Raw genomic sequence first — 25,395 nt, forward strand, 5'->3', positions numbered from 1 at the left:
ATTGTCGGCATACAACCTCCACTTTACGCCGAGCATGAATCGCGAAATTCCCCGTTCTAAATGGATTTATAGTAGTTAGCTTCTGCGGTAAAGAAGGAAAAGTAGATTTAAATGGATTTCATGTCATTAAAAGAAGGGAATTGTCCACCATGGGCGGGATTCTTGATTTTAGGTGCATAAAATCCCTCTAATCCCCTGAAACATTCGTTTAGAGCATAATTAGATACACGAATTCCATTTAGTTTTATTGACGGCCTAATGTTCGGCAGCTTAATGGTTCGACAGACAAAAAATAGAAAACGGTTCGAGTGTCACTACTATAGTAGTAAATTTGCTGATATGGATGATTTACCAAACATAACAAGCATAAAGGTGGCAAATAATATATGTAATCTTGGAAATGGAGGATAGTGGTCATGATTTTTCTATGGGCGTTTATTATTGGAGGATTATTCTGTGTAGTCGGCCAGTTGATGTTTGATGTGCTGAAATTGACTCCCGCTCATACGATGAGTACATTGGTTGTGGTTGGCGCTGTAATGGAAGCTTTCGGATGGTATGATCCGCTGATTAAATTTGCCGGTGCCGGGGCATCCGTGCCTATAACCAGTTTCGGAAACTCACTTGTACACGGTGCGCTAACCGAACTGCAGAAGGATGGCTGGATCGGGGTCATTACCGGGATATTTGAAGTGACGAGCGCCGGAATTTCGGCAGCGATCATTTTCTCATTCCTGGCAGCCCTTGTGGCCCGGCCTAGAGGATAGCCGCAAGTGGACAAGCAGGCTACAATATGACATGATCCCCCTTGCTTGTGCGGGCAGGCTTTAGGGGGATATTTTGATTTCCTTCTATATATAAATAATAAATAATGAATTATTAAGCAAATAAAAAATTACGTCGCGGCTATGAGTGTACTTCCCCTCCCACCTTCATGTACAATAAGTATAAGCATGACGAATTATGTCTGGGGAGGGAATAATTGATGCCCGTAAGAGAGCAATCGATCCAAACAATATCTGCTGTCCGAGCGAACCTAGAAGCTTGCATATTAGGAAAAGAATTTGAAATAACCCTTCTGCTTACTGCTCTTCTTGCCGGAGGCCACGTATTGATCGAGGATGTGCCGGGTACGGGGAAGACCCAGCTTATTAAAGCTATGGCAAAGTCGATGAGCGGGGATTATCGGCGCATACAGTGCAACCCGGACATTTTGCCGAGTGATATTACAGGCGTATCGGTATTTCATCCTCACGAGGAACGCTTCGTTTTCCGGCCAGGTCCGGTCATGACGAATATATTGCTGGCGGATGAAATCAACCGGGCTACGACCAAAACGCAGTCCGCCCTTTTGGAAGTTATGGAAGAGCGAAGTGTGACCGCAGATGGCCATACATATGAGCTGCCGCACCCCTTCATGCTCTGTGCCACGCAAAATCCAATCGATTTTGAAGGTACATATATGCTGCCGGAAGCGCAGTTGGACCGTTTTATGATGAAAATAGCGATGGGTTACCCGGATGCAGCAACAGAGAAGGCTATGCTTCATTTTCACGCCAAAGGCCAGCCTGCAGATCAATTGGAGGCCGTGACCACGATGGAGGAAATCGCTGCCATCCAGAAGGAAATCCGCGAGGTTCACATCAGTGACGCATTAAGCGATTATTTGCTGAGCATCGTCCGCCGCACGAGGGAGCACGACGCTGTCATGCTCGGTGCAAGCCCGCGCGCATCGCTCGCGTTTGTAATGGCGGTCAAAGCTTATGCTTTCCTGCAGGAGCGGGATTATGTATTGCCGGATGACATCAAAACCTTGGCTTCATATGTGCTGTCACATCGTATTTTGCTGCGCCCGGAAGCCCGCCTTGGCAGCATGAATACGCAGCAGGTGCTGCAGCAAATTATTAATCAGGCGAATGTGCCGGTATCCTCGGTAGGTTAAAAGATGCGAGCCTGGCTGGATACATGGAAAACGGAGGTTCGTTCGCCGAAGTTTTGGACCTTGGCATCATTATGGATAAGCTGCCTGTTCTATGTTTTATTTCAGGGAGGCAAAACATCGTTTATGCTGCTGGCGATGGTGTCCCTGCTCGTCTGTTATTGGATTCTCGGCGGAATAGGCGGAATCCGGCGTATTAAAGCGGCCCGGACGATGTCGTTCGAAGGAGAACAGGTGCTGCTCCAGGCCGGGGATCGGGTTCAGGTCCGGCTGCATCTTCAGCTTCCGCGATTTATGCCGCTGCCTTATGTCGTAGTTCGTGAAGTGATGCTGCGTCATAACGGGGAATCCTGGGCTTTTGAAGACAGTGTCGTGCCTCAGATTCGCGGCGAGGCCGAACTTATTTATAACACCCCTGCACTGGAAAGAGGTAAATACGAGTTCGCAGGAACCGAATGTACTGCGGAGGATATTTTCGGATTAGTGGAGCATAAAGGGGTGTTTCAGGCTGCCGGGCATTTTAGAGTGCTGCCGAGAACCGTCTTTATTCCGCAGTGGCAGCTGTACAGCCGCAATTCACGATTGCCTGGCCCGGAGACAGCGTTGTCGAATTCCCGCCGGGAAACGACGCAGATTAACGGGGTCCGCGATTATGTATATGGTGACCGGATATCGAGAATACATTGGAATGCGACGGCCAAGACGGGGACATGGAAATCCAAGGAATTTGAGCATGAGTCGCTGCCCAAAATCGTCCTTGTCCTGGATGCCCATACGGTCAGCTATGCTGCACCGCCGCAATTTGAATTAGCGGTCTCTATCGGGGCCTCCCTGCTGGAATACGGCTCCCGGGAAAGGATCAGCATGGGATTGTGCACGCTCGGCAAGCATGTCCGCCGATTTGCACCAGCCGAAGGATACATTGAGCGCCAGGAGATGATTCATCATCTCGTGGATATCGATGCGGACGGTTACGGAAGCTATAAGGACAGGCTGGAAGAAATACGCGACTTTTTTCCGCCCGGCTCTTTTTTTATCCTGATTAGTCCACTGACGAATGAGGCGGCGATGAGCGTATTGAATTGGGCAAAATCACGCCAAATGATCCCTTATCAAATCCAGGTCGGCAGCGCCAATCCGAGCGGTGGAACCCGTTCGTATTGGCAAGGCGCATTGCATGGCCGGGGCATCCGGGCTGTTCATGTCTCCTCACTGCAGGATCTTCCCGCCGCGATGGGAGGAGGAAAGATATGAACAGACCGTTCAAGCAGAGCGATCCTTTATGGTATAGACTGTTCATGATTTTGTGGCTGCTCATCGTCGCCCTGCAATGGATTGATTATACGGAGCCGATCTGGTTTGAGGAGACAACCGTCATCGTATTGTGTACGCTGATTGCTGTTTCGTTATGCGAAGCTTTGCTGCATTTCCGGCCGTGGATCAACTGGACGGTAAAGGCGCTTGCCGTGGTAGTCATTCTGAGAGTCGTTTTGGGCAGCTATATTTATTATCCTTCGGGTCCGCTGTTCCCGGATCAGGTGAGGCAATTAGCGGAAAATGCATCGCCTTATATATGGTTTGCTTTAGCGGCCTGGGGGCTGTTTGATCTGCTGCTCCGTCTATTGAATGATCGGACCCGGGTTATGATATTTCTTGGCTTTAATTTGGTGTCTTTTACGATTCTGGACTCTTTTACATCTTATTATTTATGGGGAAATGTGGCGTGGCTCGTCTTCGCGGGACTCGGCTGGCTCGTATGTCTGCACTTTCGCAAGTTTCAGCTGCGATACCCCGAGGGCTGGGTTAAGCTGCGCAATGAACCGTTAAAAATCGCTGCGAATATTATCGTTATTTTCGCCGCAGTGCTGTTGATCGGGATTAGTATGCCTGCGGTATCCCCGACTCTAACTGACCCGTATTCGGCCTGGAAAAATAGAGGACGCGCAGCTCAGGGCCTGGCGCCAGGCTCCGCAGCTACGAGCGAAGTGAGCATTTTCACCGACCTCCAATCGCAGGAAGAGATACTGTCCGGATATAGCCGAGATGATACGAATTTAGGGGAAGGCTTTGAGTTTAACTACAGCCCCGTCATGACGATTACTTCCGATGTCCGCTCCTATTGGCGGGGGGAGACTCGGCGCATCTACACCGGGGCCGGCTGGGCTGATTTGAGCATGGAAGGGCGGAATACCCATTTCTATGCCGGAGGATCGGAGAGCGAGCCTCTGGTCAATCGTGGAGCAGGCAAGGTAAAGACCAAGTCGGTTGAGCAAATTGTGACGATGCAGACGGAAAGGGCTTATCCCGTTATATTCGGAGGCTATTCCATCAGCAGCATTGAGGTGCTGGATGAGGAGGCCCCGCGGCCGCGGATGAATTGGGCCAGCAAGGAAGCCGAGCTGTATTGGAACGGTTTTTCCGACGCTGTGCAAGGCTATAATTATCCGAGGCAGTACAAGGTAGTGGCCGAAATTCCGATTATACCGGTGGAGGAATTAAGAAGCTCCGGCTATGATGCGCTCTATTCGTCTTCAAGCATAGACAGCCAATACCTGCAAATCCCGGCGCAGTTCCCGCAAAGGGTTCGGGATTTGGCGCAAGAGGTCACGGCGGAAGGGGACACCCCTTATGAGAAAATGGAGCTGCTGCAGGAATATCTGCGGCAAAATTACGAATACACCAATCAGCCGGATTTATCGCGCAAACAAAGCGGCGACTTCGTCGAAAGCTTCCTGTTTGAAATAAAGCAGGGCTACTGTGATTATTACTCCACTTCTATGGTCATGATGGCCCGCTCGCTGCAAATTCCGGCAAGGTGGGTCAAAGGCTACGCCCCCGGAAGCATGCCGAGCTTCGAGACGCTGCAGCGATTTCCGGAAATGGATAGCGGCTACAGGGTGAGCAATTCCGACGCCCACTCCTGGGCGGAGCTGTATTTCGGCGAAGAGTATGGCTGGATTCCATTTGAAGCTACACCGGGCTTCAGCTCGACGATGCTGACACCTGAAGAAGAGATCGAGGAAGTGCTGGCTCAAGACATGGAGGATGACTTTGAAAGTCATGATGAGCAGGGAAGCTTGTTCGATGAAATAGATGCGCGGACATTGCGCTGGGTGTTCTTTATATCTGTAGCTGCGCTGTTTGTGTCTGTCGCTTATCTATTCCGGGCGGAGTTGTATTTTGCCCTCGTAACAATCCGGCTCGGACGATCCCTGACTCCAGGGGAGAAAATCTCGGTTGCAGTGCTAGGTATCGTGAAGCGGCTGCGCAGGCAAGGGATATACCGGGACGGTCATGAGACCGTCAGAGAGTCGTTTGAACGTTGGGGAAAAGAACAGCCGCAATGGGCTGACATCCTGAATTCCCTGCTGCTTCGCTTTGAGAAGGCCAGTTATAGTCCTGATACGGTATCAATGGACGATTGGCGTGAAGTGAAGGAGCTTTCGCATAAGCTTTACAAGGCGGTTAAGGCAAGGAAGGGGATCAAGTTCTTTACATGGCGGAATGACTTTAATGATTAGATGAAGGAATGTCCCTTATGCGCTTGCATCGGGGACGTTTTCTTTTTTAAAATATAAGGAAGTCGGGTAAAGATTGTGGTATAGTTTGTCGTATGAAACCGAGGTGAACGTATTTGTTTGAGAGATTTTTGCCGAAGCTTAGAGTAAACAGTGTATTTGATATCGATTTGGAAAGCCTTTATGCTCAAGGGTACCGCGGCATCATTACGGACCTTGATAATACCCTTGTCGGGGCAAAGGCTCCTTTGGCTACGCCCGAGCTTGTGGACTGGTTTGAGAAAGTGAAGAATTCCGGGTTTAAACTTGTCATTGTGTCAAACAATAATCTGGACAGGGTGTCAAAGTTCGCAGCCCCTTTAAATATCGAATTTGTGCATAAAGCAAGAAAACCGTTAGGCTCTCCCTTTCGCAGAGCATTAGGGATGCTGGGGCTGGCTCCCCAGGAGGCCATCGTTGTCGGCGACCAGTTGATGACCGATGTCTACGGGGGCAACCGTATGGGATTGTTTACAGTATTAGTGCTTCCGATCGCCGTTGCCGAAGAAGGACTTGGTACCCGGGTTAACCGCCGGCTGGAACGAATCGTCAAGCGCCGGCTTCATAAGAGCGGATTATGGCTGGAGGAGGAAAATAAGTGAGAGAGGAACAGGGCGCAATCTATACCGGGCGCTGCAGCGGCTGCGGCATTCAGCTGCAGAGCGAGCACAAGGACAAGCCGGGCTACATTCCGGCACAGGCCATGGAGAAAGAAATTGTCATTTGCCAGCGCTGCTTCCGGATTAAAAATTATAACGAATCCTCCTCTATTACGGTGGAGCAGGATGAATTTTTAAGGCTGCTGAGCCAAGTGGGCAATAAAGAGGCGCTGGTTATTCATATTGTGGACATTTTTGATTTCCAGGGCAGCATTATTTCCGGCTTGCAGCGGTTTATCGGCAACAACCCCGTCCTGCTGGCGGTAAATAAAATCGATCTTCTGCCCAAGGTAACCAATTGGAACAAAGTCCGCAACTGGGTGCAGAAGGAAGCGAAAGAAGCGGGGCTCAAAGTAGAGGATATTATTTTGTGCAGCGCAAAGCAGAGCAGCGGCTTTGACCGGTTGCTGGATGCCATAACCGCGTCTCGCGGCAAACGCGATGTGTATGTCGTCGGTGCGACGAATGTAGGAAAATCGACGCTGATTAACCGGCTCATCCGGGATTACAGCGACTTGGACCAGGAGCTTACCGTTTCACGCTATCCGGGAACGACGCTGGATATGGTACATATTCCGCTGGATGACGGCCATTCCATCATCGACACGCCGGGGATTATGTATCCCTCCCGGTACAGTGAAATCGTAAGCCCCGAAGATCTCGGGGCACTGCTGCCTGACAAGCCCTTGAAGCCGGCCGTATATCAACTGAATGAAGGGCAAACCCTGTTCTTCGGAAGCTTTGGACGCTTTGACTTCATTCAGGGAGAGCGCCAATCGTTTACGTGCTTTGTCAGCGGGCGGGCTCCGATTCACCGGACGAAGCTGGAGAAGGCCGATGAGTTGTTTGCGGAGCATGGAGGAGAACTCTTGTCACCGCCTCATCGTGACAGCTTGGACAAGCTTCCTGACTGGACAAGACATGAGTTCCGGATCCCGAAAGGCCGCCGCATGGATGTGTTCATTTCGGGCTTGGGCTGGATCAAGATCAATAGCGAGGCGGGATCGGTAGTAGCGGCTCATGCGCCGAAGGGAATCAAGGTGCTGGTACGTCCTTCGCTAATATGATAGACGGTTTCGAAGGAGGTTGTTGAGTTGAATAATGAGGTAAAGAGTGCTGGCGGATTGCCGTTGCTGCTCGGTGTCATGGGAGACCCCATTTCGCAAACGAAGTCGCCGGCCATGCATGGCGCTGCGCTTGAAGCAGCAGGCCTTGCCGGCACTTATGTGCCGATGCATGTTAGGAAAGAGCAGCTGAAGGATGCAATCAAGGGCATTGCCGCTCTTGGATTTCGAGGCGTGAACGTGACCGTTCCCCATAAAGTGGATGTTATGAATTATGTAGATGTCGTGGATGAAGCGGCCAAACAAATCGGTGCAGTAAATACGATTGTGAACGATGGCGGGGTTCTTACCGGATACAATACGGATGGTATAGGCTATATTCGCTCTCTCAAGGAGGAAGCCGTTGCTGACTTATCCGGAAAGCATGTGCTAGTGATCGGCTGCGGCGGCGCGGCGCGGGGGATCGTATATGCGCTGCTGCAGGAGAAGCCGGGGAGCGTCATCATCGCTAACCGCACGATAGAGAAGGCGCAGGAGCTTGCCGACGAATGGGCCCATTTGGGAGCCATCAGCGCCTGCGGCATGGAGGAACTGGCTAACGTCCTGCAGGAAAGCCATATCGACATTGTCGTTAATACGACGTCGGTCGGGATGTATCCGAAGGCCGGTGAGCTGCCGATCCCTGCGGAGCTGCTATCGCCTAATATGGTCGTGAGCGATTTGATCTACAATCCGCTGAAGACCGAGCTGCTGGTTAGAGCGGAGTCGATCGGCTGCCGAATTCATAACGGGCTTGGCATGTTCGTGTATCAAGGCGCTTACGCCTTCGAATATTGGACGGGGCGTCCTGCGCCGATTGAAGCGATGCGCACCGTTGTCTTAAACAGCTTGCAGGTATAATCATCAATTAATATATTGTGGCTTTCATGGAACTTTAAACATAAGCAGTACATTTGAATGTTAAGGGGTTTTGTACTACATGCTCACAGGAAAACAAAAACGTTATTTGCGCAGCCTGGCGCATCATCTTCAGCCGATTTTCCAAGTCGGAAAAGGCGGTACCAACGACCAGGTCATTCGGCACATTACGGAAGCGCTGGAACGCCGCGAATTGATCAAGGTGTCGATACTGAACAACAACCTGGACGATCCGCAAGAGATCGCTTCCGAGCTGGCCGAGGGCGCGGGCGCCGAGCTCGTGCAGTTGATCGGCAGAACGATCGTGCTGTACAAGGAATCGCGGGAATATAAGCAAATCGAGCTGCCTTAAGCCGGGCGGGAGGGACAGGAATGAAGAAAGTTGGCATAATGGGGGGCGCGTTTGATCCGATCCATCTCGGCCATCTGTTGGCCGCGGAAAGAGCCCGCGAGCAGTTTGAGCTGGATGAGGTATGGTTCATGCCATCCCATACGCCTCCCCACAAGCATCAATCCGGCGTCAGCGGAGAGCAGCGCCTTGCCATGGTAGCGGAAGCGATCGGCAGCAATCCAGCATTTAAGCCGCTGGATATCGAGCTGCGCCGGGGCGGCGTATCTTATACGGTCGACACGATCAAAGAGCTGCGGAATCAGCATCCCGATTTGGAGTTTTATTTCATCATAGGCGCGGATATGGTCAACTATCTTCCCAAGTGGGAAGGCATCGATGAACTGACGGAAATGCTGAAGTTCATCGGACTGCAGCGCCCCGGAAGCTTTCTGGAGCTTGACGCTTTGCCGCCGTTTATCCAGGATGCCGTTTATTTGGCGGAGATGCCGCTCGTCGACATTTCATCCAGCATGATTCGCAGCCGATTGTCTCAAGGCAAGTCGGTAAGATATATGATGCCGGACTCGGTCTATGATTATATGACAAGGAGCGGTTTGTATGGGCTACAGCCGTGAGGAATTAATAACAGCGGTGTCCGGTCAGATGCCGGAGAGACGCTGGGGACATACGCTCGGCGTTATGGAGTCTGCAGTCATGCTTGCCGACCGATTTGGCGAAGATGCGCATCGGGCGGATCTGGCCGCACTGCTCCACGATGTGGCTAAGTTTTGGCCGATTGAGCAGCAGGAGGCGGTTATTCGTGATCATGGGCTGAACGCTGAATTGCTTGACTACGACAAGCAGTTGCTTCATGCAGAGGTCGGGGCGTTCGTCGCCCAAAAGGATTACGGCGTAGAGGATGCAGGGGTACTCGATGCGATCCGTTATCATACCTCCGGCCGTATCGGCATGACCAAGCTGGATAAAATAATATGTCTTGCCGATTATATCGAGCCGGGTCGTGACTTTCCGGGTGTGAACCGCATTCGCGAGCTGGCCGGGCATAGTTTGGAGGAAGCGCTCGTAGCCGGGCTGGATTCAACTATATCGTTCCTGATCGAGAAGCGAAAGCGCATTTTTCCGCTCACTGTGTTGGCGAGAAACGATTTGATTCAACAAATAAACCGTAAATAAACCATAAATAGGACAGGTATAAGCTGTGAATAAATTGTAAATATACAATCCAACGGCTATACAAAAAAACGACTATAATAACCAATCAGGAGGTTCGTATGAATGCCGATTTCACCTAAACAATTGTTGGACCTGGCCGTAAAGGCAGTGGATGAGAAAAAAGCAATGGACATCGTGGCGCTGGACTTGCAGGGCATTTCGCTCATTGCCGATTATTTCGTCATTTGCCACGGGAATTCGGATGTGCAGGTTCAATCCATAGCGACTGAAGTTCGCAATCGCGCACATCAAGCTGGCGTAGATATCCGGGGCATCGAAGGAATGGATTCCGCCCGCTGGGTTCTGATGGACTTGGGAGACGTAATTGTGCATATATTCCACCGGGATGAACGTGAATATTACAATATCGAGCGGCTTTGGTCCGATGCTAAAGTTGTGGAGACGGTATGAGTCTGATTGCGGGCACTGTAGTATCTCTCCCTATTGATCGCGAGGTTTCTCCCTACGGTTATTTTCTAACCAACGGGATGCAGGACGTTCTGCTGCATTATTCCGAACTGACGCGTGAAGTTAAACCGGGTGAGACGGTGGAGGTATTTCTGTTCTATGACACGGAAGACCGTCTTGCTGCAACGATGAAGAAGCCTTTATTGACGTTAGGCGAACTTGCTCTCTTGGAAGTGGCGGATGTACATCCCCGTCTTGGCTGCTTTCTCGAGATGGGACTCGGCCGCCAATTGCTGCTGCCCATCCGGGAACTGCCGGAGCTGCGGGAGCTGCATCCTCAGGTGGGCGATGCCGTCTACGTCATTATGGAGCATGACAAGCAGGGGCGATTGAAGGCCAAGCTTGCCGGCGAGCAGGAGCTGGCGCCGATGACCTTTCACGCTCCGACGACGTGGAAGAACGAGTGGGCTGAGGCTATCGTCTACAAGCCGCTGCAAATGGGCACATTCGTCGTTGTCGATGGCGGCGTGCTGGGCTTCGGCGTGATCGGCATGATCCATTCCTCGGAGCGCAGCCGGCTGCTGCGTCTTGGCGAGCGCGTCAAGGTGCGCATCGCCCATATCCGCGAGGATGGGCGGGTTAATCTGTCGATGGCTCCGCGGAAGGAGATCGGACGAAACGAGGATTCGGAACGGATATTGGCTTATTTGCAGGAACGCCCTGGCGGCGGAATGCCTTTTTCGGATGCGACGGCACCGGATTTGATCAAGCAGCGCTTCGGTATTAGCAAATCGGCATTCAAGCGGGCGCTGGGCAAGCTGATGAAGGAAGGCAAGGTTACCCAGAGGGAGAACTGGACTTATTTGGTCAAGCCGGATGGGGAGAACATAAGCGATTCCGCTAAGGGTGAGTAAGCATTAAGCCTTTGCAGTACAACAAAATGCTGCTGCGTGCTGCTGCGGCGGCGCGGTTGCGGTTGCCCGGCGGCACAAAAATATAGCGGCAGCCAAAGCAGTATGCCAGAGCAGCGAGCCTGGGCAACAAGTCAAAGCAGCGGGCCAGAGCAGCGAGCCTGGGCAACAAGTCAAAGCAGCGGGCCAGAGCAGCGAGCCTGGGCAACAAGTCAAAGCAGCAGGCCAGGCAGGCGTGCGGCATCACAACAGCAGCTTTATGCGCATATAGAAAGTCAGGTGACAGCGTGGCATCTTATCGTAAATTTGCCTATGTATACGACGAATTGATGGAAGATATGCCTTACCCGGAGTGGCTCAGGTTTGCGCGGACTGCCTGGGAACGGCTAGGTATGCCGCGGACGATCGTCGAGCTCGGCTGCGGCACGGGAAGCATCACGATCCCATTGGTGAATTCGGGCTTTGAAGTGACGGGAATCGATCTATCTGCCGATATGCTTGCCGTCGCGCGGCGTAAAATGGAGGGTACTTCGCAGGGGGTACGGCTGTTTCGCGAAGGAAGCGTCCGTTGGGTACAGCAGGATATGCGAGACTGGGAGGTGCCGGAACCGGTAGACTCCGTCATTTCGTTCTGCGACTGTCTCAATTACTTGCTGGAGGAAGAAGATATCGTTCGTACGTTCCAAAGAACGTATAGCGGGCTCAAGCCGGGAGGAACGTTTCTGTTTGATGTCCATCATCCCAATACGCTAAAGCGCTATGATGAAGAGCAGCCGTTTATTTGCGATGAGCGTTCGGTCTCCTATATTTGGACTTGCGAGCGCGATGCCGCCCGGGATGAGATTCAGCATTATTTGTCCATCTTTGCCCGGGAAGAAAGCAGCGGGACCGATATGTACCGCCGGTTTGAAGAGACGCATATTCAGCGGGCCTACGATCCGGCATGGATGAAGAGCGAACTGCTTCGCTGCGGATTCCGTGAGGTGACAATTTATGCCGACTTCGAATGGGTTGAGGCGGTCGACGACGCGGCTCGCCTATTTTATGTCGCTGTGAAATGATAAGAGATAATTGAGTTCATATCGATGATTAGCCATTATTTCGCCATTATGTATCGATTGTTTATCGGGCTACCCTTTTCGGGTGGCCTTTTTTAGCAACTACCGCTTGATAAATTGTGCAAATCACAAGTATGGAAGCGGAGAGGCGGAGAGGCATATCTTAGAAATGAACAGTTTGGCTGATCATCCCGATCAGGTATAATGAATGAATTATGCAAATCATTATCCAAAGTAGCGTGATAATTATGAACCCCATTGTTGGGCTATGGCGAAAGTTTCAAAGTTTGCGTCTCGTATCCAAATTGATCATCGGGTACGTTGTTATGATCGTCTTGCCATTTTTCATTTTTAGTGTTCTGTTTTACCGGGAAATGAACGAGAATCTGCTCAGCCAGTTTTTATCCGGAAAAAGACAGTTTATGGAGCAGGCCTATAATAGTCTGGAAGCTGACCTGGTCAAAATCGAGTCAGTCTATTCGCTGTTTCAAAACAACACCGCATTAACGGAATACTTGAACGGCGCATATCATAGCGACTGGGAAGTCATCTATAACTATAAGAAGGAAATACTGCCCGTAATCTCCTTTACATACTTGGGCAACAAGCATATTTCGGACATTCGAATTTATAAAAATAAGGCAGATGTACTGTCGTTAAATCAAGATATTGTGAATGTAAGTGAATTATGGGCAAAGCTCCAAGGCGATAGCGGCAGCGTCGGCAATAACAGCAATAGCGGCGACAACGGCAATAGTGGTAATGGCAGCAATAACAGGAACAGCGGAAATAGCGGTAATAACAGCAATGAAAGCAACAGCGGAATTGGCATCAATAGCAGCAGTCCCTATGAGGAGGAGCTACGTGCCCTCAAGCCCAAGGAAAGTCTTTGGCTCGTCGAACAGCAGGAGGAAGGACAACTGCCGAAATTGAAATATTACCGTAAATTATACACGGATACTTACTCTAAGGAGCTCGGCTATCTCGAAGTTACGATTGGTGATGAGGCTCTGAAGCAGTTTATGAGCCTGCTTAGCAATTCAAGCGCTTCGTCGAGTATTTTATTTGCCGATGTACAGCGGCATAATCTAGTTGTGGCCAGGCAATTGGACCCCGGGCTGGATGTCAGCCAAATGCAGCGAATTATAGATGCTGTTGCTGAGGGGAATAAAACCTCTTTTTATATGAATAAAAATACGCTGCTAATCACCTCAGCCTATTTGGATAAGCTGAATCTTCGTGTGATTGAAATTAGCGATACGCTGGGGCAGTTTCCGTCATGGCGGCAAAAAGAGCTTATATTCGTCATTGTTTGCGGGGGCCTGCTGGCGGTTTTGTCGGCGATGTACTATTTAATCGTATTTTCCATTACAAAAAGGATCATCGGATTGTCCCGTCATATGAAACGGGTTGATTTCAACAATTTTACCGAGTACCGGGGCAGAATTGGCCCGGATGAAATCGGGTTTCTGATCTCATCCTATAATTCGTTGATCAGACGTGTCGACGAGCTGACCAATACGGTCCATAAAGTAGAGCTGATGAAAAAGGAAGCGGACTTTAAAATGCTGCAGGCCCAGATTAATCCGCACTTTCTGTACAATACGCTGGAGACGATGCGAATGCATGCCTTGCAAAGCGATGAGCCGGATGTAGCCGAAATGGCCTGGTCGCTTGGCAAATTACTTCGCTACAGCCTGTCCAAAAGTGAGAATGATACAACGCTGCGTAGTGAGTTGGAGCACGTTGAGCATTATATCGCAATTCATAAAATTCGCATGGGAGCACGGCTGGAAGTACAATGGCATATCGCTGAAGAAATAGCGGACAAGCTCGATGAGTTTCGCGCTCCGCGCTTTATTTTACAGCCAATGATTGAGAACAGCATTCAGCATGGTCTGGCGAAGAAACGCCGGAAAGGGATGATCAGCATATCCATCGCGGAGCAGCCGGAAGAAATCGTCATTACGATTGCAGACAACGGAGCTGGCATCGAGCCGGAACGGTTGGAGGTCATCCGCAGCATATTGGACGGGTCCATTTCTTCAGAGCAGATTCCTTTTTCGGGTGGAATCGGAATTCACAATGTTCATGAACGGATCAAGGCGTTCTACGGGGGAAGCTTTGGTATTTCTATGAGCAGTGTGGAAGGAGAAGGGGCGGTCTGCACGATAAAGGTCGGGAAAAAAAGGAAGTAACAAGCAATGCTATATAAGTTGAACTAATGGAAATGGATGTGGGCAAGTACGTAAAATGTTCAAAAGGTCGCCAAGGTCGCTGTTACCCACCAAGCTGTCGCATATTAAGCTGGCTGTGCCGTAAGTTGCGTAGACCAAGCTGTCGCATATTCAGCTGTCTGCGCCGTAAGTTGCGTAGACCAAGCTGTCGCATATTCAGCTGTCGCACCTTAGGATACCGTACCGTAAGTTGCCAACCCTAGGATGCTAGACCAAGCTGACGCACAACAAATGGAATTCATGTATCTAATTATGCTCTAAACGAATGTTTTGGGGAATTAGATGGATTCCATGCACCTAAAATCAAGGATCCAGCCCATATATAAAAACTTCCCCGATTCTAAGGACACTAGATACAGTTAAATTTACATTCCCTTCTATCTCGTAGAAATTAACTACTATAAATCCATTTATTCTCCTCGGCATCCTTTTTCCCCCTTACCCGCATCCCATTCTTTAGTTCAACTTATATAAGTAGAGGGTCTGATCTTGCATCAGACTCTTTTTGCTGCTTTTTACATAAAATTCGCTTTGTCATCGCCGGAACCTTAAGATAGGACAGCAATCGGCTTAGTAATGATCCGTATTCATAAGCGGGAGGCAATCTTATAATTGTATGTAACTGATAGGAAGGGGGGACGTAATGAAAACGAATACAAACGATGCTATGCGCGAGCTTCCCCTAAACTGGCAGGGCGATTCATTAGGGAGAAGATTCAAGAAACAAATCGCATTTCAAATTTTCGTATGGTTTGGCCTGGCTTTTTTGCTAGTTTTCTCGTATGCACCGATGTTCGGTATTTTGATCGCATTTAAGAACTATAAAATATCGTCGGGCATTTCGGGAATTTTCACCAGTGAATGGGTAGGGCTGCGCTATTTTCGCGAATTGGTGCGGGATTATAATTTTCCTAACCTTGTTCGCAACACGCTCTCCATAAGTGTGCTTAAGCTGATCTTCTCGTTTCCCGTACCGATTATACTGGCGATCATGTTGACGGAGACGCGCAGTGCATTTATGAAACGCTTCGTGCAGACAGCCAGCTATTTGCCGCATTTTATTTCGTGGGTCATCGTCAGCGGTATGGCATACGCCTTCTTCTCTGCAGAGACAGGCTTAGTGAACAACTTATTAATTTCGTTACATATGATCGATGAACCGCTGAAAATATTGACGGATCCAAATTCGTTTTGGGGTCTGGCGGTCGGTTCGGCCATTTGGAAGGAAGCGGGCTGGTGGACGATCATCTTCCTGGCGGCCATTGCGGGCATCGATCCGATGCTGTATGAAGCGGCCGAGATGGATGGCGCAGGCAGACTTAAACGCATATGGCATGTAACGCTTCCCGGTATGAAGGCGGCGATTGTCTCTGTTCTTATTCTGTCAATCGGCAGCATACTCGGCGGCGGCCTCGTTGGTTCAAACTTTGAACAAGTGATGCTGCTTGGCAACTCGCTCAATAATGACAAGTCTCAAATTATCCAAACCTACGCTTTTAATGTCGGACTTGCTCAGGGAAGATACGCTTTTGCGGCGGCGGTTGATCTGGTGCAATCTGTCATCGCAGTCATTCTGGTCGTGTCCAGCAATGCCATAGCGAAGAAAGTGGCAGGGTCAAGCCTGTACTAGTGCAGTGCGTAAACTACTGCTCTGACCAAAAGGCAGCGAGACGATAGAGGAGGGCCATCATAAACATGAGAACAACCGTCGAAGATCGTGTTGTAAACGTTGTTAATTACATTTTGTTGACTATTGTGGCGCTATCCACATTGTATCCGTTCTACTATATTTTGATCGCGTCATTCAACACGGGAACGGATACCGCACAGGGAGGGCTGTTTCTCTTCCCGCGCCAGTTCACACTGGAAAATTATAAGTACTTCTTCAGCAAACAACAGTGGATTGAAGCGTTTGGCATTACTGTGCTCCGCACCGTTGTCGGCACAGTAGCAGGTATTTTGTTCACAAGTCTGGTTGCATACGGATTAGCCAAAAAGGATCTGATTTTGCGGAAGTTTTATTATATTGCCGTTATCGTCGCGATGAACGTGTCCGGGGGGCTCATTACTTATTACGTCATTCTTCGCAGCATTCATTTGCTGAATACGTTCTGGGTGTATGTCATCCCGTCGATGCTCAGCTTGTTTTTTCTATTGATTGCGGTTTCATTCTTTCAGGAAATTCCGGCGGAGCTTAGCGAGTCGGCCCGGATCGACGGGGCTGGGGAACTCAAAATTTTCATACGCATCATTCTGCCGGTCTCGCTGCCGCTGCTGGCAACGATGTGCTTGTTCCTCGGCTCGGGGCAGTGGAATTCCTGGCTGGACTCTGCATATTTTGTGCAGAACAATCACTTGCGGACTTTGGCTTACCGGATGATGGAGGTCATTAATCAGGCGAATATGCCGACGGATGCCCAATCGGCGCAGTACACGGCACAAGCGAAGGTAACCTCCTTCTCCGTGCAGGCAACGGCGATGATTATATCGGTATTTCCGATTATCTGTGTATATCCGTTTCTGCAGAAGTATTTTGTGCAGGGGATGATGCTTGGTTCGGTCAAAGGCTGAACCTCGATTAAATAATAGATATAAATCAATGAACATCATCAGCAACACCATCAAAAGGAGGAGTACAGCAATGAAAAAGTTTCGCAAAATACTACTGACGGCTACGGCCATGCTGCTCGTAATGTCGCTATTGGTCGCTTGCGGCAGCAATAATGCATCCAAGGAAAGCCCGGCAGCAAATGGCGGAAAGACTGAAGGAAACGGGAGTTCATCTTCTGAACCGGTAACTTTGAATTTGTTCGTGGATCAGCCATGGTGGCCGTTTAAGGACTGGTCAGGGGACATTCCCGAGGAAATTACGAAGCGGACAGGCATCCGCTTAAATGTTACTGTAGCTACGGATGAGAAGCAGCTGCCGATTATGCTGGCCTCGGGTGATTTGCCGGATTTGGTCGTCACGAGTACGCAATATCAGCAAATGTCTAATTCTGAAGCCGCTTACCCTTGGCAGGAATTAATTGATAAATATACGCCGGATTTTAAAATCGATCATGATCGAATCGCCGTGAATACGGTGAGCGACGGAAATTATTATACGATCCGCAACAATTTCTCCACAGCGGAGGAATGGAAGCAGCATGAAAAGTATGCCTTCTCGAACGGCGCAGCTATCGCGGTCCGCTCCGATCTGATGGAGGAAATGGGAAATCCAGAAGTGAAATCGCTGGAAGATTTGGATGCTCTGTTTGGACAGGTTAAAACGAAATATCCGGACATGATCCCGCTGGTGCTTACACCGACGCCAACGTGGGCGAAGGGGTATTTTGCCCAAAACTTTGGGGCTATGATTTCAGGCTTGATTGAAGAGAACGGCAAGATGTTGTATGCGCTTAATACCCAGGAATTAAAAGATATGTACCTTTATATGAATCAATTGTACCGGAAAGGGTATATCAAAGCGGAAAACCTGGCTTACAAGAGCGAGGATCAAGCCAAGCAGCTTGCCACTACAGGCAAAGCCTTTGCTTATGCCTGGGATACGTCAGGCGCGGATCGGCTGACCGCAGCTACGCAACAATCGGGATATTCATGGGAAGTGCTGCCGATTAAAATTTCGGATAATTTCAAGCATGAGCGTTATGACAGCGGCTGGCAGGGCGTATTCATTACTAGAAATAACAAGGACCCCGAGGCATCTATTAAACTGGTTCAATTTTTGATGTCGGATGAAGGACAAAAATTGGCGATGTGGGGCCAGGAAGGCACAGATTGGAACTATGACGAGAATGGAAATTACCCGGTGTTCCAATACAATTTTACGGATGAGGATATCAGGCTTCAGAAGGGAGTTTATTATTGGGGGCTGCTTGGCGGCAGTGCAGTAACGGAACAGCTGGCCTATTTTAATCCGGGCACCCAGACGACTAAGGCAAATCAAGAACTGAGCGCACTTACGACATTTAGGCCGGAAATAGGGATGGTGCGGCCGGATAGCGATACAGAGGAGCAAGTGATCAGCACGAATATTGAAAATCTCATTAAAAATGAAGAGTCGAAAGTGCTGCTGGCCAACTCGGAAGAGGAGGCAATTAAAGCCTATGAAACGATTGTAGAGCAGGCCAATAAAATTGGCATGCCTATATTGGAAGCTTGGGCGAACGAAAAATACGAGCAAGTCAAAGAGTTGTTCGAATAAAACGAGGTTTTGAACATGCTGTTGCCGCGAAAACCGCCAAGCGGGTTTCGCGGCTCATTGTCTAAGTTTGATTTCTACCATTGGCCTTGGAATTCTTGTTATAGGCGATGGAATTCTTGTTATAATTGAAGGGATTGGGCGGCAGCTGAATTATGGCCGCGCTAGGAAAGGGGATTGGATACTTAGTAAGGCGTACTGTATTGAGTTGCAGAGGACTGACTTCACGGCTAAGGGGGGCGGGCAGCTTGTTGAAACTGATGATCATCGATGATGAAGAGATTATTCTAAAAGGATTACAGCGGATGGTCAAGGCGGAACAGACGTTGTTTACGGATGTTGTCGGTGTGTCGGATAGCCTTGAGGCTCTCGAACTGATGGATAATTTCCACCCGGATCTCGTCATTACGGATATTCAAATGCCGGAGATGGACGGACTGGAATTAATCAGCCAGGCTGGACAGAAAAATGTGAATAAATTTGTGATTATTACCGGGTATGACGACTTTAATTACGCCAGGCAGGCTATTCGCCTGCAGGTTGTCGACTATTTGTTGAAGCCTGTGGATCAGAAGGAGTTCTCGCAGCTGCTGAAGCGCATCGCTTCAAGCATTGTGGAGGAAAAATACCGCGTGCTGAATCAGGCGGGGGAAGCTGCAAAAGCTGCAAAAGCTGCAAATGCTGCAAATGCTGCAAATGCTGCAAATGTGGAAGATGCAATGGATGTTTCTGCTGACGGAAGCTCCAGCAATATCAAGCTGTTTGAGCAATATATTCAGCAAAATTTCTCGCGCGACTTGTCTTTAGAGGAGGTCGCGGACTATTTAAGTTTGCACCCCAACTATTTATGCCATCTGCTGAAGCAAAAAACGGGCATGACGTTCGTACGGTATTTACGCCTCATCCGGATTGAGCGGGCAAAGGCTATTTTAACCCACAATCCGATTATTCCGCTGGATCAGGTCTCACGCAAAGTGGGCTATGAAAATCCTCGTCATTTTTATAAAGTGTTCAAGCAGTGCGTTGGCCAAACACCGGGGAGCTACCGGGAAGAAGCGGTCAATCGCAATAAAGTAAAGTCATTTTGAATATGCGATCGGAGTGAGAGGACAGTGCACAGAAATAATAGAGTTATTTTGTTTCAAGGGGATTCGATTACGGACGGGAACCGGGATCGTCTGGGCGATAAAAATCATATCCTCGGACATAGCTACGCTTATATGATCGCGGGCAAGCTCGGGAATGAATTTGCTCAACAGCAACCGATTTTTATTAATCGCGGAGTCAGCGGGGACAGAGTTTCCGATCTGTATGCGCGTTGGAATGAAGATGCGATCTGTCTTCAGCCGGATTTGATCAGTATTTTGATCGGTGTGAATGATGCATGGCGAATTGTGGCTGGCGAACCGAGCGGTGCAACAGACCGTTTTGAAAGGGCTTACCGTCATTTGCTGGAGGAGACGAAAGATGTTCTGCCCCAATCGAAAATCATACTATGCGAGCCATTTATTCTGAAAACAGGAGCGACGGAGGAGAAATGGGAGCAATGGTGCAGACTGGTTTCGAACTATCAGCAGATTGTATGGGGGCTGGCCGCTGAATTTGACGCGCTGCATGTTCCGCTGCAGGCCGCGTTCGAGGAGGCAGCTCAAAGGGCTGAGGCATCATATTGGTTGTGGGATGGAGTCCATCCGACGGCCGCCGGTCATGATTTAATCGCTCGAAAATGGCTTGAAATCGTTGGGCGCAGCGGATGGCTGAAGGGGGGGATCAGCGATGAAGCTCCAATATAACAGGGCCGCAACCGATTGGAATGAAGCACTTCCGATTGGAGGAGGAAGGCTGGGGGCCATGCTCTTCGGCGGGGTGGAGCGCGAGAGGCTCCAGCTTAATGAAGACACGTTATGGTCCGGTAAGCCCGGGAACTGGAACAATTCGGAGGCAAGAGGAGCGCTGGATGAAGTACGCCGCCTATTGTCAGAAGAAAAATATGCGGCCGCTGACAAATTAGCAAAGTCGATGTTAGGGCCGTATGCGCAGTCGTATTTGCCCTTCGGCAATTTAATGCTGGATTTTGAGCATGGCAATTATGCGTCCGCTTACGAACGGAGTCTGGATCTGGAACAAGGCATTGCTCGGGTAAGTTACCGTATTGGCAGCATTCAATATTCCCGTGAAATGTTTGCCTCTTATCCTGACCGGGTTATCGTTGTTCGCTTGGAAGCAAGCGAGCCGAAAATGCTCAATCTGCATGTCCGGCTAGACAGCCCGCTGCGCAGCCGGGTAATGGCCACGCAGGACCGGTTGATCATCCGGGGCACCGCGCCAGAGCATGTTGACCCGAACTATGTTCATAGTGACCGGCCTGTAGTATATGGTGATTTAGGGCAGACGGAGGGCATGACCTTTGAGGGACGGGCTGCCGTCAAGCTGGAGGAGGGTTCAGCAGAATACGGAGCCGATGGAATACATATTTATGGTGCTACCGCTGCAACAATCTATTTTAGCGCGGCTACAAGCTTTCAAGCATTTAACATCTCTCCGCGGGCGGAAGGGAAGGAGCCAGCCGAAGCCGCTGAACAGGATTTGGTTGAGGCGTTAAATCGTTCCTATGAATCGCTGCTGGACAGGCATGTCGCTGATTATTGCTCCTTGTTCTCCAGGGTACAGCTTCACCTTGGGGAACGCTCGGCACCAGCGGATTTGAGTACGGATGAGCGGATAAGATCGTATGGCGCCTCCGATCCTGCCTTGGTGCAATTGTTATTTCAATATGGGCGGTATTTAATGATTTCTGGCTCACGTCCCGGTACGCAGCCGGCTAATTTGCAGGGAATATGGAATCAGGAGACGCGTCCGCCGTGGAGCAGCAACTGGACGCTGAACATTAATGCACAGATGAACTACTGGCCAGCTTTGACGTGCAATTTAGCGGAATGTCATGAGCCGCTGCTCAACATGATCGGTGAGCTGGCCGAGAACGGCCGGGATACCGCCGCGATCCATTATGGAACGAGAGGCTGGGTCGCCCATCATAATACGGATCTTTGGCGGCAAACCGCTCCCGCTGGAGGGTACGGGCATGGAGATCCGGTATGGGCGCTGTGGCCGATGGGCGGCGTATGGCTATGCCAGCATTTATGGGAGCATTACGCCTTTGGCCAGGATGAGAATTATTTGCGGGATCAGGCGTTTCCAGTAATGAAGGAGGCTGCGCTCTTCTGTCTCGATTGGCTGCTGGAGGATGCCGAAGGCCGCCTCATTACATCCCCGTCCACATCTCCTGAACATAAATTTGTTACACCGGAAGGTCTTGCCGGTTTGAGCGAAGCCACTTCGACGGACCTTGAGCTGATCTGGGATTTATTCAGCAATTGTATTGAAGCGATGAATATTTTGGGGATCGAGGAATCCCTCCGCCTGGAGTTAACTGAAGCGCGGAAACGCTTGCTGCCGCTGCAAACAGGCAAATATGGGCAGCTGCAGGAATGGGCGCAGGACTTCGAAGATGAGGATGTTCATCACCGTCACGTCTCTCATTTGTTTGCTGTCTACCCGGGGCAGCAGTTGACGGAACAAGCCGCGCCAGAACTGTTTCATGCAGCAAAACAATCGCTGGAGCGCCGTGGGGACGCTGGAACAGGCTGGAGCCTCGGCTGGAAAGTTGGACTGTGGGCCCGTTTTGGAGACGGGAACCGGGCTTTAGGGCTGTTGTCCAACCTGCTGCAACTAGTTCATGACGGAGTGGAAGACGCTTCAAAAGGCGGGGTATACGGCAACCTGCTTGATGCTCATCCCCCTTTTCAAATCGACGGGAATTTTGGCGCTGCGGCTGGCATCGCCGAGATGCTGCTGCAGTCCCATCAAGGCTGGCTCCAGCTGCTGCCGGCATTGCCGGACGCTTGGCCGAGCGGCGAGTTCAGCGGGCTTAGGGCGCGTGGCGGATTTGAAGTAAGCCTGAAATGGGAAGAGGGCCAACCCCGTCAAGCGAAGATTTATTCTTCCGTTGGTGGTGTTTGCAAAATACAGACGGCACATGCTCTGACTATCGAGGGTTTAGCCGGAAACAGCGGCGGCCTGGATTACCTTGTTAAAAAAGGGTTTGCCGAGTTTGATACGATAGCGGGCCAAACCTATACGTTGCGGTTTACAACGGGATAGTTTGATCAGGATTCAGCGTTTACCATTTCGGATGGGTTGTCGATAGCCATCCAAACATGCCCCGGGCCCGCTTCGTGAGCACAGGAAGTAGTGCGCACGAAATAAATCAATATACAAACATGCTTTACGGCCAGGTGCATGGAATGTGTACGAAAAATCGTACACAAGTGCTCGTGCAGCAGCCCGATGCAGAGATTGTATGCGATAAATCGCACACAAGTGCTCGTGCAGCAGCTCGATGCATGGAATGTGTACGATAAATCGCACACAAGTGCTCATGCAGCAGCCCGATGCAGAGATTGTGTACGATAAATCGCACACAAGTGCTCGTGCATCAGCCCGATGCATGGAATGTGTACGATAAATCGTACACAAGTGCTCGTGCATCAGCCCGATGCAGAGATTGTATGCGATAAATCGCACACAAGTGCTCATGCATCAGCCCGATGCATGGAATGTGTACGATAAATCGTACCCAAGTGCTCGTGCAGCAGCCCGATGCAGAGATTGTATGCGATAAATCGCACACAAGTGCTCGTGCATCAGCCGGATGCATGGAATGTGTACGAAAAATCGTACACAAGTGCAGGTGCAGCAGCCGGATGCATGGAATGTGTACGATAAATCGCACACAAGTGCTCGTGCAGCAGCCGGATGCATGGAATGTGTACGATAAATCGCACACAAGTGCACGTGCAGCAGCCCGATGCATGGAATGTATGCGATAAATCGCACACAAGTGCTCGTGCAGCAGCCGGATGCATCAGCCGGATGCGAGCGGAACAGAACTGAAATCCATTGCGGGAGTTGACGCTGATGCCGCCCAAGGATCATTACCTGCAATCGTGACGAATTGTCTACTTTAGCAACGAATGACTCAGACTGGACAGTTGCTGCATAGTAGCACCGGCCTTATTGCCAAACAAAATTTCGTCAAGCCGTTCATCTCCTCACCCTCAAAACAACAATACACCTAGGTTCCGGTTATTTTGGTTCAAGCTACTTTTTTTCTGCGAAAGTTGAGTTACAAATTGGAACACTTCCATATCAGTGATATTTTATCCTGATCTGGGAGTGTTTTTGTATTCCTTCAAATGTACATTTTGTGCATGGTTTGAGGTGTTGTTTGCATTCCTAAAAAATTGACCCTACCACCTAAAGATATGACATGTTTTTAGATTCTGATCCCCGATAAGATGAAATCAAGCAAAAGATTAGATATTTTACAGCGGTAGCAGCAACAAGAGCAACAAGAGCATCAGAGCATCAAGAGCAACAAGAGCAACAAGAGCATCAAGAGGATTACAGCATCAAGCCATCGCAAGAAATAGGCAACTAAGACACTATAGGGGGTTAAGTAAATGGGGAAAAAGTTAAGAAAACCGGCTGCACTGCTGCTGTCACTCTTTCTGGTCATTGGGCTGGCGGCTTGCGGCGGCAAGGATTCGAGCGGCGGAGGCAACTCTGCTGCGGTGAACGGCGGCGGGGAGTCTTCCGGCGGGAAGAAGCAGGAGACGACCAGTATTTTGTTCTGGAGCCCATTTTCCGGTGCGGATGGTCCGTTCATGAAGAAGATTGTAGACAAATATAACTCTTCCCAGGATCAATACAAGGTCAATTTCGTCATTCAGCCGAACGGAGAGTACTACAAGCAGCTTGACGTTGCGCTCAGCACATCCAAAGAGCGTCCGGACCTTATGATCATGCACGTGGATAATGTGCCAACGTACGTAAACAAAGATCAATTGCAGCCGCTGGATGATATCGCTTCCGCGTCTGGAATCAGCAAAGACGATTACGCCGAAGCTCCGGTCGAATATTCAACGATCGATGGCAAATGGTATTCCATTCCGCTTGATATCCATCCTGTCGTCATGTACTACAACAAAGATTTGTTCGAGCAAGCGGGTGTTAGCGGTCCGCCGACCAACCGTGCCGAGTTTGAGGATGCTGTCGCTAAATTGACCGATAAGGACAAAGGCGTTTACGGTTACGTACTTCCAACACTGTGGCCGCAGCAGTTCATTTTCCCATCCTTGGTATGGCAAAATGGCGGCGAGCTCTGGGATGGCAGCGATGTAGCCTACAACTCTCCTGAAGCGGTAGAAATGGTATCCTGGATGCGCAGTCTGGTCGATCAAGGTTATTCCCCAGGCAATGTTCAACAGGACGGAGAAAATACTTTGTTCCTGCAAGGCAAAAACGCAATTCAATTCAACGGTCCTTGGATGAAATCGCAATTTGATGAAGCAGGCTTGAATTATGGCGTGGCTCCGATTCCGCAAATCGGTAAAGTGAAAGCAGCAGCTTTTGCCGGCTCCCATGGTTTCGTCATTCCGAAAGCAATGACTGACGAAGCGAAGCTGGCCGGTATCGGCGATTTCCTGAAATACATGGCGGAGCACTCGATGGAATGGGCAGAGTCCGGTCAAGCGCTGGCCTCGAAGAAAATGATCGAGAGCGAGGAGTTCAAGCAGCTGGAAGTTCAAAGCAGTATCGCCGCAGGCTTTCCAGATGTCCAATTTGCACCAAACGTGCTTAACTGGGGAACGATCTCCGAGCCGATCTGGGGCGAGCTGAACAACGCGCTGCTAGGCAAGAAGGATCCGCAAAAAGCAATGGACGACGCTGTCGCGAAATCACGGCAAGCGATGAAAAATTAACGGCCCGAAGTAATTTAATGCAGAAGGAGACGGGAAATAGGCGGCAGCTGCT

General features: G+C 50.0%; 21 protein-coding genes. All 21 read left to right on the top strand.

Annotated features, from left to right (window positions below; genetic code table 11):
* Positions 1-416 precede the first annotated feature (416 nt).
* The 21 genes from spoVAE to G358_RS0108230 all read left to right on the top strand — a co-directional run bounded on the left by spoVAE (position 417) and on the right by G358_RS0108230 (position 25,343).
* On the top strand, positions 417-767 hold the full coding sequence (gene spoVAE / locus G358_RS0108125; RefSeq protein WP_019636712.1) for a stage V sporulation protein AE: 351 nt from the start codon (positions 417-419) through the stop codon (positions 765-767).
* Positions 768-985: 218 nt separating this feature from the next.
* Positions 986-1,942, top strand: coding sequence for an AAA family ATPase (locus G358_RS0108130; RefSeq protein ID WP_019636713.1), 957 nt, complete (start codon positions 986-988; stop codon positions 1,940-1,942).
* Between the two features lie 3 nt (positions 1,943-1,945).
* The gene (locus G358_RS0108135) at positions 1,946-3,193 is read left to right on the top strand and encodes a DUF58 domain-containing protein (protein ID WP_019636714.1); all 1,248 of its coding nucleotides are present in this window, start codon (positions 1,946-1,948) and stop codon (positions 3,191-3,193) included.
* Complete coding sequence (locus G358_RS29665) at positions 3,190-5,460, top strand: DUF4129 domain-containing transglutaminase family protein (RefSeq protein WP_019636715.1); 2,271 nt, start codon at positions 3,190-3,192, stop codon at positions 5,458-5,460. Before G358_RS0108135 ends, G358_RS29665 begins: the two co-directional genes overlap by 4 nt.
* A 113-nt stretch (positions 5,461-5,573) precedes the next feature.
* Complete coding sequence (locus G358_RS0108145) at positions 5,574-6,098, top strand: YqeG family HAD IIIA-type phosphatase (RefSeq protein ID WP_019636716.1); 525 nt, start codon at positions 5,574-5,576, stop codon at positions 6,096-6,098.
* Positions 6,095-7,222: a ribosome biogenesis GTPase YqeH gene (gene yqeH / locus G358_RS0108150; RefSeq protein WP_019636717.1), complete on the top strand. Its 1,128-nt coding sequence runs from the start codon at positions 6,095-6,097 to the stop codon at positions 7,220-7,222. Before G358_RS0108145 ends, yqeH begins: the two co-directional genes overlap by 4 nt.
* Before the next feature lie 27 nt (positions 7,223-7,249).
* Entirely contained in the window at positions 7,250-8,119 is an 870-nt protein-coding gene (gene aroE, locus G358_RS0108155; RefSeq protein WP_019636718.1) for a shikimate dehydrogenase, read from the top strand.
* Between the two features lie 79 nt (positions 8,120-8,198).
* Positions 8,199-8,489 (top strand): ribosome assembly RNA-binding protein YhbY, encoded by a 291-nt coding sequence (yhbY, locus tag G358_RS0108160; protein WP_019636719.1) that lies wholly within the window; start codon positions 8,199-8,201, stop codon positions 8,487-8,489.
* A gap of 20 nt (positions 8,490-8,509) precedes the next feature.
* A complete protein-coding gene (locus G358_RS0108165; RefSeq protein WP_019636720.1) occupies positions 8,510-9,103 on the top strand; it encodes a nicotinate-nucleotide adenylyltransferase in 594 nt (197 codons plus the stop codon).
* A complete protein-coding gene (yqeK, locus tag G358_RS0108170) occupies positions 9,087-9,662 on the top strand; it encodes a bis(5'-nucleosyl)-tetraphosphatase (symmetrical) YqeK (RefSeq protein WP_019636721.1) in 576 nt (191 codons plus the stop codon). The genes G358_RS0108165 and yqeK overlap by 17 nt, the downstream gene beginning before the upstream one ends.
* Before the next feature lie 102 nt (positions 9,663-9,764).
* The gene (gene rsfS, locus G358_RS0108175; RefSeq protein WP_019636722.1) at positions 9,765-10,112 is read left to right on the top strand and encodes a ribosome silencing factor; all 348 of its coding nucleotides are present in this window, start codon (positions 9,765-9,767) and stop codon (positions 10,110-10,112) included.
* Complete coding sequence (locus tag G358_RS0108180) at positions 10,109-11,023, top strand: CvfB family protein (RefSeq protein ID WP_019636723.1); 915 nt, start codon at positions 10,109-10,111, stop codon at positions 11,021-11,023. Before rsfS ends, G358_RS0108180 begins: the two co-directional genes overlap by 4 nt.
* Before the next feature lie 284 nt (positions 11,024-11,307).
* Positions 11,308-12,081 (top strand): class I SAM-dependent DNA methyltransferase, encoded by a 774-nt coding sequence (locus tag G358_RS0108185; protein WP_019636724.1) that lies wholly within the window; start codon positions 11,308-11,310, stop codon positions 12,079-12,081.
* A gap of 245 nt (positions 12,082-12,326) precedes the next feature.
* Positions 12,327-14,276 carry a sensor histidine kinase gene (locus G358_RS29670; RefSeq protein WP_157274293.1) on the top strand — a complete coding sequence of 650 codons (1,950 nt, stop codon included), beginning with the start codon at positions 12,327-12,329 and terminating at the stop codon, positions 14,274-14,276.
* A gap of 682 nt (positions 14,277-14,958) precedes the next feature.
* A complete protein-coding gene (locus G358_RS0108200; RefSeq protein WP_019636727.1) occupies positions 14,959-15,945 on the top strand; it encodes an ABC transporter permease in 987 nt (328 codons plus the stop codon).
* A gap of 65 nt (positions 15,946-16,010) precedes the next feature.
* The gene (locus tag G358_RS0108205) at positions 16,011-16,886 is read left to right on the top strand and encodes a carbohydrate ABC transporter permease (protein ID WP_019636728.1); all 876 of its coding nucleotides are present in this window, start codon (positions 16,011-16,013) and stop codon (positions 16,884-16,886) included.
* Positions 16,887-16,956: 70 nt separating this feature from the next.
* The gene (locus G358_RS0108210; protein WP_019636729.1) at positions 16,957-18,522 is read left to right on the top strand and encodes an extracellular solute-binding protein; all 1,566 of its coding nucleotides are present in this window, start codon (positions 16,957-16,959) and stop codon (positions 18,520-18,522) included.
* Positions 18,523-18,767: 245 nt separating this feature from the next.
* Positions 18,768-19,607, top strand: a complete 840-nt coding sequence (locus tag G358_RS0108215) for a response regulator transcription factor (RefSeq protein ID WP_019636730.1) — start codon at positions 18,768-18,770, stop codon at positions 19,605-19,607.
* Positions 19,608-19,631: 24 nt separating this feature from the next.
* Positions 19,632-20,312 carry an SGNH/GDSL hydrolase family protein gene (locus G358_RS0108220; RefSeq protein WP_019636731.1) on the top strand — a complete coding sequence of 227 codons (681 nt, stop codon included), beginning with the start codon at positions 19,632-19,634 and terminating at the stop codon, positions 20,310-20,312.
* Positions 20,296-22,680, top strand: a complete 2,385-nt coding sequence (locus G358_RS0108225; RefSeq protein WP_019636732.1) for a glycoside hydrolase family 95 protein — start codon at positions 20,296-20,298, stop codon at positions 22,678-22,680. Before G358_RS0108220 ends, G358_RS0108225 begins: the two co-directional genes overlap by 17 nt.
* A 1,361-nt stretch (positions 22,681-24,041) precedes the next feature.
* Entirely contained in the window at positions 24,042-25,343 is a 1,302-nt protein-coding gene (locus tag G358_RS0108230) for an ABC transporter substrate-binding protein (RefSeq protein ID WP_019636733.1), read from the top strand.
* Positions 25,344-25,395: the final 52 nt, after the last annotated feature.

The organism is Paenibacillus fonticola DSM 21315 (assembly GCF_000381905.1).
In the GTDB taxonomy this organism is placed as follows: Bacteria; Bacillota; Bacilli; order Paenibacillales; family Paenibacillaceae; genus Fontibacillus; species Fontibacillus fonticola.

Excerpts from the sequence above, each read along its gene's own strand:
- G358_RS0108180 (WP_019636723.1), top strand. The coding sequence starts at position 10,109 with ATGAGTCTGATTGCGGGCACTGTAGTATCTCTCCCTATTGATCGCGAG.
- G358_RS0108210 (WP_019636729.1), top strand. The coding sequence starts at position 16,957 with ATGAAAAAGTTTCGCAAAATACTACTGACGGCTACGGCCATGCTGCTC.
- yqeK (WP_019636721.1), top strand. The coding sequence starts at position 9,087 with ATGGGCTACAGCCGTGAGGAATTAATAACAGCGGTGTCCGGTCAGATG.
- G358_RS29670 (WP_157274293.1), top strand. The coding sequence starts at position 12,327 with ATGAACCCCATTGTTGGGCTATGGCGAAAGTTTCAAAGTTTGCGTCTC.
- spoVAE (WP_019636712.1), top strand. The coding sequence starts at position 417 with ATGATTTTTCTATGGGCGTTTATTATTGGAGGATTATTCTGTGTAGTC.
- G358_RS0108130 (WP_019636713.1), top strand. The coding sequence starts at position 986 with ATGCCCGTAAGAGAGCAATCGATCCAAACAATATCTGCTGTCCGAGCG.
- G358_RS0108135 (WP_019636714.1), top strand. The coding sequence starts at position 1,946 with ATGCGAGCCTGGCTGGATACATGGAAAACGGAGGTTCGTTCGCCGAAG.
- G358_RS0108205 (WP_019636728.1), top strand. The coding sequence starts at position 16,011 with ATGAGAACAACCGTCGAAGATCGTGTTGTAAACGTTGTTAATTACATT.
- yhbY (WP_019636719.1), top strand. The coding sequence starts at position 8,199 with ATGCTCACAGGAAAACAAAAACGTTATTTGCGCAGCCTGGCGCATCAT.
- G358_RS0108225 (WP_019636732.1), top strand. The coding sequence starts at position 20,296 with ATGAAGCTCCAATATAACAGGGCCGCAACCGATTGGAATGAAGCACTT.
- G358_RS0108200 (WP_019636727.1), top strand. The coding sequence starts at position 14,959 with ATGAAAACGAATACAAACGATGCTATGCGCGAGCTTCCCCTAAACTGG.
- rsfS (WP_019636722.1), top strand. The coding sequence starts at position 9,765 with ATGCCGATTTCACCTAAACAATTGTTGGACCTGGCCGTAAAGGCAGTG.
- G358_RS0108165 (WP_019636720.1), top strand. The coding sequence starts at position 8,510 with ATGAAGAAAGTTGGCATAATGGGGGGCGCGTTTGATCCGATCCATCTC.
- G358_RS29665 (WP_019636715.1), top strand. The coding sequence starts at position 3,190 with ATGAACAGACCGTTCAAGCAGAGCGATCCTTTATGGTATAGACTGTTC.
- G358_RS0108230 (WP_019636733.1), top strand. The coding sequence starts at position 24,042 with ATGGGGAAAAAGTTAAGAAAACCGGCTGCACTGCTGCTGTCACTCTTT.